Annotated in this window: 8 protein-coding genes; 1 reads left to right on the forward strand and 7 read right to left on the reverse strand. The window is 66.5% G+C overall.

Annotated elements, in window-relative coordinates; translation table 11 throughout:
• Nucleotides 1–80: 80 nt before the first annotated feature.
• The 3 genes from JQ633_RS04475 to JQ633_RS04485 form a co-directional block, all read right to left on the reverse strand.
• Nucleotides 81–449, reverse strand: a complete 369-nt coding sequence (locus JQ633_RS04475; protein ID WP_211982882.1) for a hypothetical protein — start codon at nt 447–449, stop codon at nt 81–83.
• Nucleotides 450–814: 365 nt separating this feature from the next.
• Entirely contained in the window at nt 815–3,244 is a 2,430-nt protein-coding gene (locus JQ633_RS04480; RefSeq protein ID WP_211982884.1) for an adenylate/guanylate cyclase domain-containing protein, read from the reverse strand.
• A 117-nt stretch (nt 3,245–3,361) separates the two neighbouring features.
• A complete protein-coding gene (locus tag JQ633_RS04485; protein WP_211982886.1) occupies nt 3,362–5,413 on the reverse strand; it encodes an AsmA family protein in 2,052 nt (683 codons plus the stop codon).
• 223 nt (nt 5,414–5,636) lie between these two features.
• Here JQ633_RS04485 and JQ633_RS04490 point away from each other — a divergent pair, with 223 nt between their 5' ends.
• The gene (locus JQ633_RS04490) at nt 5,637–6,311 is read left to right on the forward strand and encodes a Crp/Fnr family transcriptional regulator (RefSeq protein WP_211982888.1); all 675 of its coding nucleotides are present in this window, start codon (nt 5,637–5,639) and stop codon (nt 6,309–6,311) included.
• Nucleotides 6,312–6,551: 240 nt separating this feature from the next.
• On the opposite strand, the gene JQ633_RS04495 is transcribed toward JQ633_RS04490, so the two are convergent.
• The 4 genes from JQ633_RS04495 to JQ633_RS04510 form a co-directional block, all read right to left on the reverse strand.
• On the reverse strand, nt 6,552–9,698 hold the full coding sequence (locus JQ633_RS04495) for an efflux RND transporter permease subunit (protein WP_211982890.1): 3,147 nt from the start codon (nt 9,696–9,698) through the stop codon (nt 6,552–6,554).
• A 12-nt stretch (nt 9,699–9,710) separates the two neighbouring features.
• Nucleotides 9,711–10,628 (reverse strand): efflux RND transporter periplasmic adaptor subunit, encoded by a 918-nt coding sequence (locus tag JQ633_RS04500; protein ID WP_211982892.1) that lies wholly within the window; start codon nt 10,626–10,628, stop codon nt 9,711–9,713.
• Nucleotides 10,629–10,835: 207 nt separating this feature from the next.
• Nucleotides 10,836–11,486, reverse strand: a complete 651-nt coding sequence (locus tag JQ633_RS04505; protein ID WP_211982894.1) for an OmpA family protein — start codon at nt 11,484–11,486, stop codon at nt 10,836–10,838.
• A gap of 144 nt (nt 11,487–11,630) precedes the next feature.
• A complete protein-coding gene (locus JQ633_RS04510) occupies nt 11,631–13,229 on the reverse strand; it encodes a caspase family protein (protein ID WP_211982895.1) in 1,599 nt (532 codons plus the stop codon).
• Nucleotides 13,230–13,431 lie beyond the last annotated feature (202 nt).

The raw sequence follows: 13,431 nt of genomic DNA on the forward strand, positions 1-13,431 counted from the left end.
GCCCGCTTTGGCAACGTATGGGTCCCGGGTCGCGCTTCGCTTGCCCGGGACGACGAGGGGAGAGACGTTCGCTTACCGCTTCAGAAGAAGTTGACGCAGCCGCAGCCGTAGAACGGGATGCTCGGGTCGTGGATCTTCAGGCAGCGGAATTCGGGCGAGAGTTTGCCGCAGCCGTTGCCGCAGCTCTCGTCGCCGATGTGGTGGCAGGCGGCCATCTCGACCGGAGCGACATCGGGGAAATCCGGCATCGCCGTGCGCAGCACCTTGAGGCGGTCCTCCCAGGTCGCAGGCTCGACATACTTCTTGCCGTTATCGTCGCGGATGAAGAAGCCGTTGGGAAACCGCACGTCGCCGAGATTGACTGCCTTCAGGGCCTGGTTGGCCGGGTTGTTGGGGTCGCGGGCTTCCTCGGCGGTCATGAAGGTGATGCCGTTACGCACGATAGCCATGGGTCGCCTCCGTTGTGGGGTGCGTGGATACTATCGTGCTCGCGGGGGTTGCCGTGTGAGACTGTTCACAATGGGCATAATGCCGCGCTCTTTGCGCCGCGCACGCTATCCCAAGTCGCGTCACTCAGTTCTGTGTCCCGTCACCCCGGAGCAAAGGCTTCGCCTTTGTCGCTGGAGGAGCGCGCAACACGTCTCGAAGGGTCAACGGCCTAGTTGGCATGATTTCGGAATATTGGAATAATGCTCCTGAGTTGCCCGACGTGTCAAGAGCCTGGTCGAATGCGGATGCCGCCGGCTACTTTGCATGGGGTTGTTTTCGCTGTTTTGGCGGCGCGCCCCTGCGGGACGGCGTGGACAGGACGTGGCTACTCCGCCGCCGCTTCCGCTGATGGCTCACCTTTCCAGCGCAGGATCTCCGCTGCCAGCACCGGATGATTGAATCCCTTCACGATGAGATCGTCGATCGGGCGGCCCTCGACGAGCGGCTCGACGGTGCCGTAGACCCTTCGGCTCACCACGATCTGGTTCGGCTTGGCTTCGCCACAGAGGCGGGAGGCGAGGTTGGTGACGCTGCCGATCGCGGCGTATTCCAGCCGCTGCTCGAAGCCGACCTGGCCGAGCGTGGCGTAGCCGACTGCGATGCCGATGCCAAAGCCGAGGCTGTGGCCGCGGTTGCGCCAGCGCTCGGTGAGCGGGCCGATGACGTCGCGCATCTCGACCGCCATCTGCACGGCGCGCGCGGTGTGGTCCTTGAGCAGGATCGGCGCGTTGAACAGGATCATCACGCCGTCGCCGGCATATTTGTCGAGTGTGCCCTCGTATTTGAAGATCAGCTTGCCGAGCGCGGCGTGATATTCGCGCAGCACGTTCATCGCCTCTTCCGGCTCGGTCGCCTCGGTGAACGCCGTGAAGCCACGCAGGTCGCAGAACACCACCGTCACCTCGCGGCGGTGGCTGTCGAGCAGTCCCTCGGGATTGTCGGATGAGGCGATCAGCTGCGCCACCTGCGGCGCCAGGAAGCGCTCCAGCCGGCGGGTGCGCTCGAGCTCGCCGAGCTGGGTCTCGACCCGCTGCTCCAGCGACCTGTTCCAGTCCTTGAGCTGCTCGGTCTGCTCGCGCAGCTTGTCGGCCTGCTCGCGGACGATGCTGTTGGCCTCCTCCAGTGCGTGGCTCTTCTGGTCGACTTCGGTGAACAGCCGCGCGTTGCGCATCGCCAGCACCGCCTGGTGCGCAAACGTCTTCATCAGGCCGATCAGGCTGCCGGGGAAATCGCCGGCTGCCTTGCGCAGCACCACCAGCGCGCCGAGCACGCCCTGCTGGTCGACCAGCGGCACGACCAGCACGGCATGGAAGCCGGCGCCGACCACGACGTCGCGCAGCGGATGGTCGTTGCTGGCTTCGAGGTCGGGGATCGCCAGCGGCTCCCCGTTCGCCGCGGCTTCGCCGAGTGCGCTGCCGCTCGCTTCGATCGCGCGATGCCGGCCCTCGGCCACGACGTCGATGCCGATCGATTGCGTCAGCGTGAAGCTGCGCCGCGCGGCGTCGTAGCCATAGATCAGCACGGCATCGGCGTGGGTGATCTCCAGCGCGCGGGCGGCGACCGTCGGCAGCACCGCGTTGAGGTCGAGCGAGGAGGCGACCGCGCGGCCGACCTCTTCCAGCACCTTCAGCTCGTTGTTCGATTGCGCGAGGTCGCGCGTGCGCTCCTTCACCTTGGCCTCGAGGCCGGAATAGGTCTCGGCGAGCTGGCCGGCCATGCTGTTGAACTGGCCGGCGAGCTCTTCCAGCTCGTCCGATGTCTTGACCTCGATGCGGTGGCCGAAGTCGCCGGCGCCCAGCCGCCGCGCGCCGGTGTTGAGCGCGGTGATCGGGACCAGCATGCGCCGTGCGAGGATCGTTCCAGCGATGATCGCGACCACGAGGCCGAGCGCAATCAACAGCGCGATGCGCACCAGCTGGTCGCGGACCGGGGACAGCGCCTGCGCGGTCGGCTGTTCGTAGAGCACCGACCAGCCGAGGCTCGGCACCGCGGCGGCCGCGGTCAGTACCGCGTGCCCGTCGCCGTCGGTGCCGGAGCCGACGGCGGCACCGGGCGAGGCGAGCAGGGCTGCGACCTGCGGCAGCGCGGAGAGGTCCTTGCCGATCTCGGGGCCGCGCGACGACGTCGCCAGCACGCGGCCCTTGCCGTCGACGACATAGGCCAGCGCGAGGCGGCCGACCTGGGAATCGCCGAAATAGCTGCCGAGGAAGCGCAGATCGATCTCGGCCACGGTGACGCCGGCATTGATGCCGGAATGCTGCTCGCCGATCGCAAGATAAGGCCGCGCGTCGCGGAAATAGGCCGGCGCGAACGCGGTGCCGCTTCTGATGGTCTCGGTGAATCTGGCATCGCGCGAGAAGTCGGCGTTGGAGTTCAGCGTCGTGCTCTGCCGCGACAGCCGCAGCACCTCGCGGCCGCTGCCGTTGATCAAAGTGAGCTGGTTCACGGCCGGCACCTGGCCGAGCAGCTGGGCGTAGTCGGCGCGGCGCAGCTCGATGGTGTTGGAGGAGGCGCGCGTCACCCAGGAGATCTGGCGCTCGAGATCGGCGGCCGCCTGCTCGATGCGTTTTGCGGTGGCGTCAGCCTTCTCGCTCATCGCATCGGTGAGCGTGCTCTTGATGCCGCGATAGCTGATCCAGGTCTCGAGCGCGCCGTTGACCGCGAGCACGAACACGACGAGGCCGACCAGGGCGAGGACGTATTTGGCGAACAAGCCCCCGCGCAGGAACCAGCCCTTGTTCTCAACCCCGTTCATCCAGCCTCGTCCGCCCCTTCCACGGGTGCGCCGCACTTATCCGTGCTGTTTAGCACGGATCGGCGGGCAAAGGCGGCCCCCGCCGGCCGCATGGTTAGCTGGGGATGTCGGAGTGCGTCAGCGGTTGAAGAGCTGCCGCAGCACCTCGTTCATCGCCGGATTGTCCGGGGTCGCGGGTTCAGCCGCGGGCGGGGCGGCCGGCGGGGCCGGCGCGGGCTGGTCGGCGGTAGGGGCGGGTGGTGCCACGCTGCGTCTCGGACGCGACGTGCCGCTGCCCTGATTCAGGGTGGAGAGGCCCTGCTGCAGCAGATTGCCGATGGTCTCGCCGAGCTGGCCGCCGAGCGGGTTGCCCTGGCCTGCGTCACCGTCCGGCGGCTGGCCGCTGCTGCCCGGCTGCGCGGCGTTGCCGCCGCCTTGCACGCCGTTGAGCAGGTTGGTGAGGCCGCTCAGACCCTGGCCGTTCGGCCCGAACAGGCCCTTGCCCATCTCTTTCAGCCTGGCATAGGCCGCCTCGGGGTTGTCGAGCATGCCCTGCATCTCCGGATAGATGCGCGGGGACACCCAGGGACCCTCGATCATCACCGGAATGCCGAAGCCGACCGGATTGCCGGCGCGGCCCTGGCCCTCGGTCGTCATCACCAATTGCGGATCGACGCGGAACCCGACCTGCCTGGTGTTGAGATCGATGGTGCCGACGCCGGTCATCTTCACCAGCGGGCCGATCAGGTTGAGGTCGGTGGTGACGGCCTGGCCCTTGTCGATCTTGAACGACGCCGAGAGCTGGCTGAGGTCCGTCGACAATTCCTGGCTCTCCTGCCAGCCCGACAGGGTGCTGGCGGTGAGGTTGCGGATCATCTGCGCGACGTTGAGGCCGAGGATCTTGCCGTCCTGGAACACGGCGAATGCAGTGCCGCCGAGATTGCCGACGATGGCGCGCTCGCTCGTCCCCTGCGCGTGCAGCGAAATCTTCGCCTGCATCTTGCCGTCCAGCTTGTCGAACGCGGCAAGGTTTTTGAGCACCGGCAACGCGCGCACGCCGGCGAGATCGAGCTGCAGCGCGTAAGTTGGATCAGCCGCGGTGACGTCGATGCTGAGGTCGCCGTTTGCGGTCCCTTCATAAGCGCCGAGATTGGTGAGCCGGCTCTTCAGCACGCCGCTATTCAGCGTCGCGTCGATGGCGGCCGGTGCAAACCGACCATCGCCGATCACGACTTCCGACGCCGAGATGCGCGCCTGCGCGTCGACATAGTTCAGCCCTGTGAGGTCGATCGTGGCGTTGCTCCACGTGTTGGTGCCCTGCGCCTGCCCCGTACTGTCAGGCCGGCTTGGTCCTGCGAGCGCGATGCGTTGGAAGTCGAGATCGAGCTTGACCAGCGGCTTGTTGCTGGCGAGATCGACCGAGGCCCAGCCGGTGAAGCCGCCGTCGCCGAGCGTGCCCGACACGCCGTTGAACATCACGACCGTGCCGTTCAGCCGTACTTCTGCATTGGCCTTCAGCGCGGCGGGCAGCAGGCCCGGTGCATCGATATTGATCTCGGCCGGCACGTTCTGACGCTCAAGTGGCGGCGGAGGCGCGGTGGCGCGGATCTCGAGTTTCAGCGGCTGGTCGCCGGCGCGCGCGTTGCCCGTCACGACGATCTTGCGGTCGTCGCCGAACGTCGCATCGGCATTGAGCGCCTCGATCCGGCGTTCGATCCGGTCGCGAATGTTGGAGAAGATGATGGTGCCGTCGCTGACGCCGACATGCCGGATCGTGACGCCGCCCGCGCCGGAGGAGGACTTCGCCGGCGGATTATGATCGCGGGTGCGTTCGCGCTGCAGCGGCAGATTGACCACGGGCCTGGTGATGACGAGGTCGGTGATGTCGGGCTGGCCCGACCAAAGGCTCGACAGCGTCAGCTCGGCCTCGACGCTATCAGCAGCGAAGCGGTTGTTGGCCTCGCGCTCAGCGGGATCCTGCAGCACGACGTCGCGCAGCGTGATGCTGACCGTCGGCCCAAGCGCGATCCTGGCGCCGCCGTTGACGACGAGCTTGTAGCCGGTCGCGCGCTCGACGCGCGCGGTGATCGCCGAAGTCAGGAATCCGGACGGAATCCCGACCAGGACAAGCAGCGCGATGATCACGGCCACCGCGGCGAGGGCGGCCCCGGCAAGTTTCAGTGCTCTCATGTCGTCGTTCCAGACCCGGCAGGCGGCATCAGATCGGTTGCATCGCGGGCGGGTGAAGCCGGCCAGACGCAATTATCCCCGCAAACGGGACCTTGCACCAACGTCCGGAAAAATAATCCGGTCCCGGCATGAACTTATGTGATCCCTGACACACTTCCATGAGGGTGAATTTTGCTAACCGCGTGGCGGGGACTGCGCAGAAATCGATTTGGAAGGCAGTACAATGAGCAAACAGGCCGAATTTGCGGTCATTTTGAAGATGAACCCCATGTTCGCGGATATCGGCGCGGACGAATTGCAGCGGCTCTCAAATCTTTGTCACACCCAGCAGGTCGCCACCGGCGAAATGCTGTTCCAGAAGGGCGATCCCGGCGATGCCCTGTTCGGGGTCCGCCGCGGCCAGATCCGCATCGAGACCGGCGCCTCCGACGGCAGCCGGCTGACGCTGAATTTCATGGGCCCCGGCGACCTGTTCGGTGAGGTCGCGGTGCTCGACGGCCAGGACCGCACCGCGGATGCGACCGCGGCCGAGACCAGCGAATTGTTCGTGCTGCGGCGGGAGGATTTCCTCAGCTTCCTCGAGCGCGAGCCGAAGGTCGCGGTGAAGCTGATCGAATTGCTGTGCCAGCGCATCCGCTGGCAGAGCGAGCGGATGGAAGAATCCGTGCTGCAGCCGCTGCCGGTGCGGCTGGCGCGGCGGCTGTGCGCGCTGGCCGAGGATTTCGGTTCCGAGGTGCACATCTCGCAGGAGCAGCTCGGTGTGTTCGTCGGCGCCGCGCGCGAGAGCGTCAACCGCCAGCTGCAGAGCTGGCGCCGGGACGGCATTGTCGACCTGCAGCGCGGCCGCATCCTGCTGCACAACATGACCAAGCTGACCGCGGTGGCACGCAACGATTGAATGCGGCGTGCACGCGCGCGGCAAAATGGAATCGCGTCGCGCAATTGCGTATGCAATGCGCGGCCGAGTGCACAAAAGACTCGCTTGCGGGAACCGGTCCGGATCGCTTTGATTTGACGTGCGGGTCCTTGAGGCGACACCCGGCTTGCCGGCCTCGCGTCATCCACCTGCAAACCCCTGCGGTCCTCCCGTTGACCGCGGGGGTTTTGATTCCTGCAGAGGTGAAATCTCCCGACGACGTCACTCGGCCGCGGGCGACACCATGCCGGGCGGGCCCTTGGAGGGCGGCTTCTGATCGTGGTCGGTCGGGGTCAGCTCGTGGTCGGCGTGAGACACCACCAGCCGCTTGCCGAAGCGCCAGAACAAATTGCCGATATCGTCCATCACCATGAACATCGCCGGCACGAACACCAGCGACAGCACCGTCGAGAACAGCAGGCCGCCGATCACCGCCAGCGCCATCGGCGAGCGGAATTCACCGCCGGCGCCGAATGCCAGCGCCGAGGGCATCATGCCCGCGACCATCGCGATCGTGGTCATCACGATCGGGCGCGCGCGCTTCATGCCGGCGTCGATCATCGCGTCCTCGCGGGTCTTGCCGTCGCGGATCGCCTCGATCGCGAACTCCACCAGCATGATGGCGTTCTTGGTGACGATGCCCATCAGCATCAGGATGCCGATCCAAACCGGCGTGGTGAGCTGCTTGCCGGTGAGCAGCAGCGCGCCGATCGCGCCGCCGATCGACAGCGGAAGCGAGAACAGGATGGTGATCGGCTGCAGGAAGGTGCCGAACAGCAGCACCAGCACCGCATAGACCATCATCAGGCCGGCGGTGATCGCGGTGGCGAAGCCGTCGGACAGTTCATTGAGGCTCTCGGCGTCGCCGGATGGCGAGACCTTCACGCCCTTGGGCAGGCTCTTCATCACGGGAAGGTCGTAGATCAGCTTGGTGGCGTCGCCGAGCGCGGCGGTGCCGACGAGGTCCGCGGCGACCGTTGCCTGCCGCTCTCGGTCGTAGCGGTTGATGCTGGTCGGCCCCTGGTCGAGCTGGATGTCGGCGATGACGGACAGCGGCACGCCACCGCGTTCGCCGCGCTGGCCGAGCGGCACGCGCAGTTGCTCGAGCATCTGCAGGTCGCTGCGCGCGTTGTCCTCGAGCTGGACGCGGATCGGCACCTGGCGGTCGCCGGCGTCGAATTTCGCCAGCGCCGGCCCGACATCGCCTATCGTCGCAACGCGGATGGTCTGCGACAGGCTCTCGGTCGAGACGCCGAGCCGTGCCGCCAGCTCGGCGCGCGGACGAATGCGCAACTCGGGCCGGTCGAGCGCGGTCTCCGAGATCACGTTGGCGATGATCGGGATCCGCTTCATCTGCGTCGCCAGCTCGCTGGCGACGTTGTTGACGATGTTGCTGTCGGTGCCGGTGACGACGAGCGAGATCGCGCGCAGGCCGTTCTCGTCGAGGAACCAGAACCTGATGTCGGGGACGTTCTCGAGCTCCCTGCTGATCGAAAGCTCGAGCGCGCGCTGGGTGATCTTGCGGTCGGCCTTCGGCGTGTAGTTGATGATCAGCGCGGCACGGCGCACCTCCTGGGTGCCCGGCGGCACGCGGCCGCCGTCGACGAAGACGCTTCGGACCTCGGGCCGCTTGCGCAGCCGCGCCACGATCTCCTCGGTGACCTTCTCGGTATAGGCCAGCTGCGATCCGGGCGGCAGCTCCATCGCCAGCAGCGAGCGCGCGGTGTCCTGCGCCGGCAGGAAGCCCTGCGGCAGCAGCGTGATGCTCCAGATCGAGGCGGCGAACACCGCGAAGCCGACCAGCACGGTGATGAAATGATGCTTCACCGACCAGGAGACGAGGCTGTGATAGTTGCGCAGGATAAAGCCCGGCGGCGGTTCGTCATGGGCATGGTGCTTGAGGAAATAGGCAGCGAGCATCGGCGTCACGAAGCGCGCGGCGAGCAGCGAGAAGAACACCTGCACCGAGACGGTGATGCCGAACTGCTTGAAGAACTGGCCGGCAATGCCCGACATGAAGCTCGCCGGCGCGAAGATCGCAATGATCGTGAGCGAGATCGCGATCACCGCAAGGCCGATCTCGTCGGCGGCTTCGAGCGCGGCGCGGTAAGGCGTCTTGCCCATCCGCATGTGGCGGACGATGTTCTCGATCTCGACGATGGCGTCGTCGACCAGGATGCCGGTCGACAGCGTGATGGCGAGGAAGGAGACGAGGTTGAGCGAGAAGCCGAGCAGGTCCATCGCCCAGAACGCCGGGAAGATCGACAGCGGCAGCGACACCGCGGCGATGATCGTCGCCCTGATGTCGCGCAGGAACAGCAGCACGATGATGACGGCGAGGATCGCGCCCTCGAACAGGGTGGAAATCGCCGCCTCGTAATTGCCCTTGGTGAATTCGACCGAGGTGTCGATCAGCTTGAGGTCGACGTCCGGATAGGCTGCCTTCAGCACCTCGATGCGCTTCTGCACCGCGGCGGCGACCACGACGTCGCTGGCGCCCTTGGAGCGCTTGATGCCGAGCGCCACGACCGGCTCGCCGTTGAAACGGGCGAAGGTGCGGCGGTCGGCGATGGTGTCGGTGACGGTGCCGAGATCGTCGAGCCGCACCTCGCCGCCGCCGAACAGCGGGATCATGGTGCCGGCGAGCTCGTTCAGCGTCTTGGCGCCGGCCAGCGTGCGGATCGCCTGGTCGTTCTTGCCGATCTCGGCGCGGCCGCCGGCGACGTCGACATTGGTGCCGCGCAGGATCTGGCTGACATTGACCGCGGTGAGCCCCACCGCCTGCAGCTTGTCCGGATCGAGCGAGACCAGGATCTCGCGCTCGACACCGCCGATGCGCTCGACCTGGGCGACGCCGCGCACGCCCTGCAGCGCGCGCTTGACCACGTCGTCGACGAAATAGGACAGCTGTTCCGGCGTCTTGCCGGGCGAGATCGCGGCATAGGTGACGATCGGCAGGCCGATCACGTCGACGCGCTGAATCAGCGGCTCGGTGACGTTCTGCGGCAGGTTGGCGCGCACGCGCGTCACCGCATCCTTGACGTCGTTCAGTGCGCGGTCGGTGTTGGTCTCCAGCGCGAACTGGATCGTGGTGACGGAAAGGCCGTCGGTGATCGACGAGGAGATGTGGCGCACGCCCTCGACGCCGGAGACGCCGTCCTCGATCGTCTTGGTGACCTGCGATTCAAGTTCCGACGGCGCGGCGCCGAACTGCGAGACCACGACCGAGATCACCGGGATGTCGGCGCTCGGCAGCCGCGTTACCGCGAGCTTGGTGAAGGAGATCCAGCCAAGCGCCAGGAGGATGATCGAGAAGACGATCGAGGGAAGCGGGTTCCGGATCGACCATGCCGAAATGTTCAAAGCCATTGGTGTGTCCGATTACCGTGACCGGGTGCGATCGAGTTCGTCGGCGAACATGGTCCGGATCTGGTCGCCGTCATGCAGCGAGGTGCCAGCATCGGCCACGACGATTTCGCCGACATCGAGGCCTTCGAGGATTTCGGTCGAGGTCTCCGAGGTCAGCCCGACGCGGACCCGGCGGGTCTCGACCGTGTTGCCCTTCACGACCTGCAGCGTCAGGCGGTCGATCGCGGTGCGTGGCACCGCGACGCCGCAGGAGCGTTTGGCGTCGATATTGGCGCGCGCGAACATGCCGACCTTCAGCGTCGGATTGTTGTTCAGGGAGATCCGGACATGGCCGAGCTGGGTATTGCGGTCGATCTGCGGCGAGATCTGGCGCACCTTGCCGACCATGTCGGGCGCGTCATCCCGGCTGATCCGCACCGTGGCGCCGGGATTGAGCTTGAGCAGCTGGAAGCCCGGCACCTCGGCGTCGAGCTCGATCTCGTTGTTGATCGAGATCTTGAACATCGGCGGCGCCTGCGGCGATGCCGGTGCGCCGGGCGCGGTGCGTACCTCGGTGACGAGGCCGGCCGCCGGTGCGCGCAGCGAGATCGGCTTGGTGTTGCCCTGCGCGGCCTGCTGCGGCGGCGGCGTGAGCCGCGCCAGCTCCTGGTTTTCGGTGACGGTGTCGCCTTCGCGGACCAGCACGTCGGTGACCTTGGAGCCCTCCTGGTCGACATTCACCTGCGCCTCGCGGCGCGGCACGATGAAGCCGGTGACGCGGACCATGTCGGAGAAGCAGGCATTGGTCGATTTCGTCACCACGACCAGCGCCTGGCCCGGCGTCTCCTTCGGCTCGGGATGCGAGCGATGCTCGAACGCGTAGTAGGCGACGACAACGCCGACGAAGAACACCGTGCCGAGCGCCGGCTTGAGGTATTGGGAAAATTTCATCGCAGGATCAATCCAGAGCTTGGCACGTCATGCGCGATTCTCGAAACCTCATCCCACCCGTCATCTCGTTGCTTGAGCATATGGATCGCCCGGCGTCCACATGGGGCTGAACTTCGAGCCTCGCCAAAAGCAAATGCGTCCCGCCGGGTGCGGAACGCATTGTAACCTCAAAGAAAGCCGGCCCGCCACGCCCTTCACGCCAGGCCATTATTTGGACGCGGTGGTCTTGTTCTCCATGTTCACGACCTGCACGCGGCGGTTCACCTCCGCCATCGGATGGCCCGGGTCCTTCAGCTTGCTCTTGCCGTAGCCGACGGTGACGAGGTCGGTGCCGTTGATGCCGTATTTGTCGACCAGATAGCGCTTGATGGCGTCGGCGCGGCGTTCGGAGAGGCCTTGATTGTAATCTTCGCCGCCGGCGGCGTCGGTGTGGCCGGCGACCACGAAGGTCGAGCCCTTCAGTTCGGGATTGACCAGAGCGCGGCCGAGCGCCTGCACCGAGGCCAGCGATTTCGCGCTGATATCGGCCGAGTTGTAGTCGAAGTTGATCTCGAGATCGATCTTCGGCCTGTCCTGGACGATGGTCGCTATCTCCTCGCGTTCGGCCGAGGACAGCGAGCGCGTGGCGCGGCCGCGGATGCTCTGCACGAATTTGGCCTGCTCGTCGTTCAGTCCGGGCGAGGTCTGCGGTCCCGCCGACAGGCCGCGGGTCAGCGGCTTCTTGTCCGGCGACAGCGCCCTCAGGATCTGGTCCTCGGTGACGTCCTCGGCGGCGCGCACCGCCACCGTCCCGAGCGACAGCACGGCGGCCATGGTCATGATCGAAAGCATCGCTGTCGTTGCGGACGGCTTGAACATGTCGGTCCCTCCTGCGCGCTGGCCGCGCCGTACAAATAACCAGTCGGATCGATCGCCGGCGTCGGCCGGGATGCATCTTCTGGTTTGTCTCCTGATTTTATCCGCGGTTCGAGGTCGGCCGCAGTCCGGCGCCCGATTTTATGGTCATTGCACGCCGTATTCGGCGAATTCCTTCACGATATTCGGGTCCATCGCCTTGGCGTTGGCGATATCGAGATCGCCCTCGGCGGTCGCGCCGTTGCGCTTCTTGGCGAGGCCGCGTCCGTACAGCGACGAGGTCAGCCGCGGGTTGATCTTCAGGGCCGCGTCGAAATCGGCGATCGCGTTCTTGTTCTGGCCGCTCTTCAGGTTCATCAGCCCGCGGCTGTCGAGCGCGTCGACGAAATTCGGGCGCAGCCGCAGCGCCTCGTTGCAGTCCTTCAGCGCCGCCGGCAGGTCACCGATCACGGTGCGGACCCAACAGCGGTTGTTGTAGGCCTCGACGTCCTTCGGGTTCAGCCGCAGCGAATTGGTGAAATCCTTCACCGCGAGCTCATAGGCACCCTTGCTGGCATAGACCTGGCCGCGGCGGTACAGCGCGGCCGCGTCGTCCGGGTTCTTGTCCAGCTTCTCGCTCAGGCCCTTGATCGTCGGATCGTCGGCCAGCGCAACGGCGGTCGGATTAGGCTGCGCCGGAGCGGTCTGGATCACCGTCGGCGCCGGAGGCGGCGGTGGCGGCAGGGCGATCTCGGCCGGCTTCTGCGGCGGAGCGGGTGGAGCAGGCGGTGCCGCAGGCGGCGTGGCAGCTGTCGCCGTCTGGGCGGGAGGAGCCGGAGGCGGCGTCGGCGGCGTTGCAGCCTGGGCGGGCGATGGCGGCGGAGGCGCCGTCGCGGCTTCAGCGGGCGGTGCCGGCGGAGATGCCGGTGCTGTCGCAGTCTGAACCGGTGGTGCGGGCGGCGCCGGCGGTGTTGCGGTCGCCTCGGCGGGTGCGGCGTTTGCCGGCGGCGGCGCGCCGCTCGGGCTGAAGGAGAAATCCTCGGCCAGCGACGACGAAATCCACGGCACCTGTTCCTGGCGCGAGGCGCGGGTGACCCCGACCCGGGTGCGGTTCAGCGTCTCCTCGGCCATCAGGTCGGGGGTGCGGATCTCCTTCAGCAGTTCCCGCACGAACAGGCTGTGGTCGCTGCCATTGTCGGAGACCACCGACGACAGCGCCGCCGAATACATCACCAATGTTCCATTGGGCGCGATCACGGGGGCGAGGCCTGCGGAGAAGCTGCGGAAGCGGCGCTCGAACGGATTGCGCCGGGAGGCGTCGATCAGGGCGATCTTGACGCCGGCGCCGCGGCTGTTGATCTCGCCGAGCACGGTCTCGAGGCTGAAGCCGTCGCGGCGAACGTCGCCCTCGGCCCAGATCTGGGCGTCGACGGGGATCATGTAGCTCTGCCGGTTCGACTGGATGCCGTAGCCCGAGAAGAAGATCAGCGCGACCGCACCCGGCTTGATCTTGCCGTAGAGCTTGTCGAAGGCGCGGCGCATGCCGTCGCCGGTCAGGTTCTCGCCGACCTCGACGGTGAAGCCGTCGCGCTTGAGCTCGTCGGCGACGTCGCGCGCGTCGTTGATCGGCTCCTTCAGCGGCGCATCGGCGTCCGGATATTTGGCGTTGCCGATGACCAGCGCGAAACGATCGCCGGCGGCGACGGACGCAGCGGGCAACGCGATCGAAAAAATCAGCGTGGCGAGCAATGCAAGGCGGATTCTCATGATCGCGGCAATCCAGATCGCGGCATTCCAAATGAAATGGCGCCGATCCAAGCCTGCGCCCCGGCGACCTTACCCCACGGAAAATCCATTATCAAACCACCGCAAAAGCCCGTCAACGGCTTGGAGTATCGTTGGTAATTGCGACAATTGATCGCGATGCCGCGGGATCGTCTCGCCGCCGTCATGGCGCCATCGCCGCATC

Source organism: Bradyrhizobium tropiciagri, from assembly GCF_018130505.1.
GTDB classification, from domain to species: domain Bacteria; phylum Pseudomonadota; class Alphaproteobacteria; order Rhizobiales; family Xanthobacteraceae; genus Bradyrhizobium; species Bradyrhizobium tropiciagri_B.

Excerpts from the sequence above, each read along its gene's own strand:
- JQ633_RS04490 (WP_211982888.1), top strand. The coding sequence starts at position 5,637 with ATGAGCAAACAGGCCGAATTTGCGGTCATTTTGAAGATGAACCCCATG.
- JQ633_RS04505 (WP_211982894.1), bottom strand. The coding sequence starts at position 11,486 with ATGTTCAAGCCGTCCGCAACGACAGCGATGCTTTCGATCATGACCATG.
- JQ633_RS04510 (WP_211982895.1), bottom strand. The coding sequence starts at position 13,229 with ATGAGAATCCGCCTTGCATTGCTCGCCACGCTGATTTTTTCGATCGCG.
- JQ633_RS04480 (WP_211982884.1), bottom strand. The coding sequence starts at position 3,244 with ATGAACGGGGTTGAGAACAAGGGCTGGTTCCTGCGCGGGGGCTTGTTC.
- JQ633_RS04475 (WP_211982882.1), bottom strand. The coding sequence starts at position 449 with ATGGCTATCGTGCGTAACGGCATCACCTTCATGACCGCCGAGGAAGCC.
- JQ633_RS04495 (WP_211982890.1), bottom strand. The coding sequence starts at position 9,698 with ATGGCTTTGAACATTTCGGCATGGTCGATCCGGAACCCGCTTCCCTCG.
- JQ633_RS04485 (WP_211982886.1), bottom strand. The coding sequence starts at position 5,413 with ATGAGAGCACTGAAACTTGCCGGGGCCGCCCTCGCCGCGGTGGCCGTG.
- JQ633_RS04500 (WP_211982892.1), bottom strand. The coding sequence starts at position 10,628 with ATGAAATTTTCCCAATACCTCAAGCCGGCGCTCGGCACGGTGTTCTTC.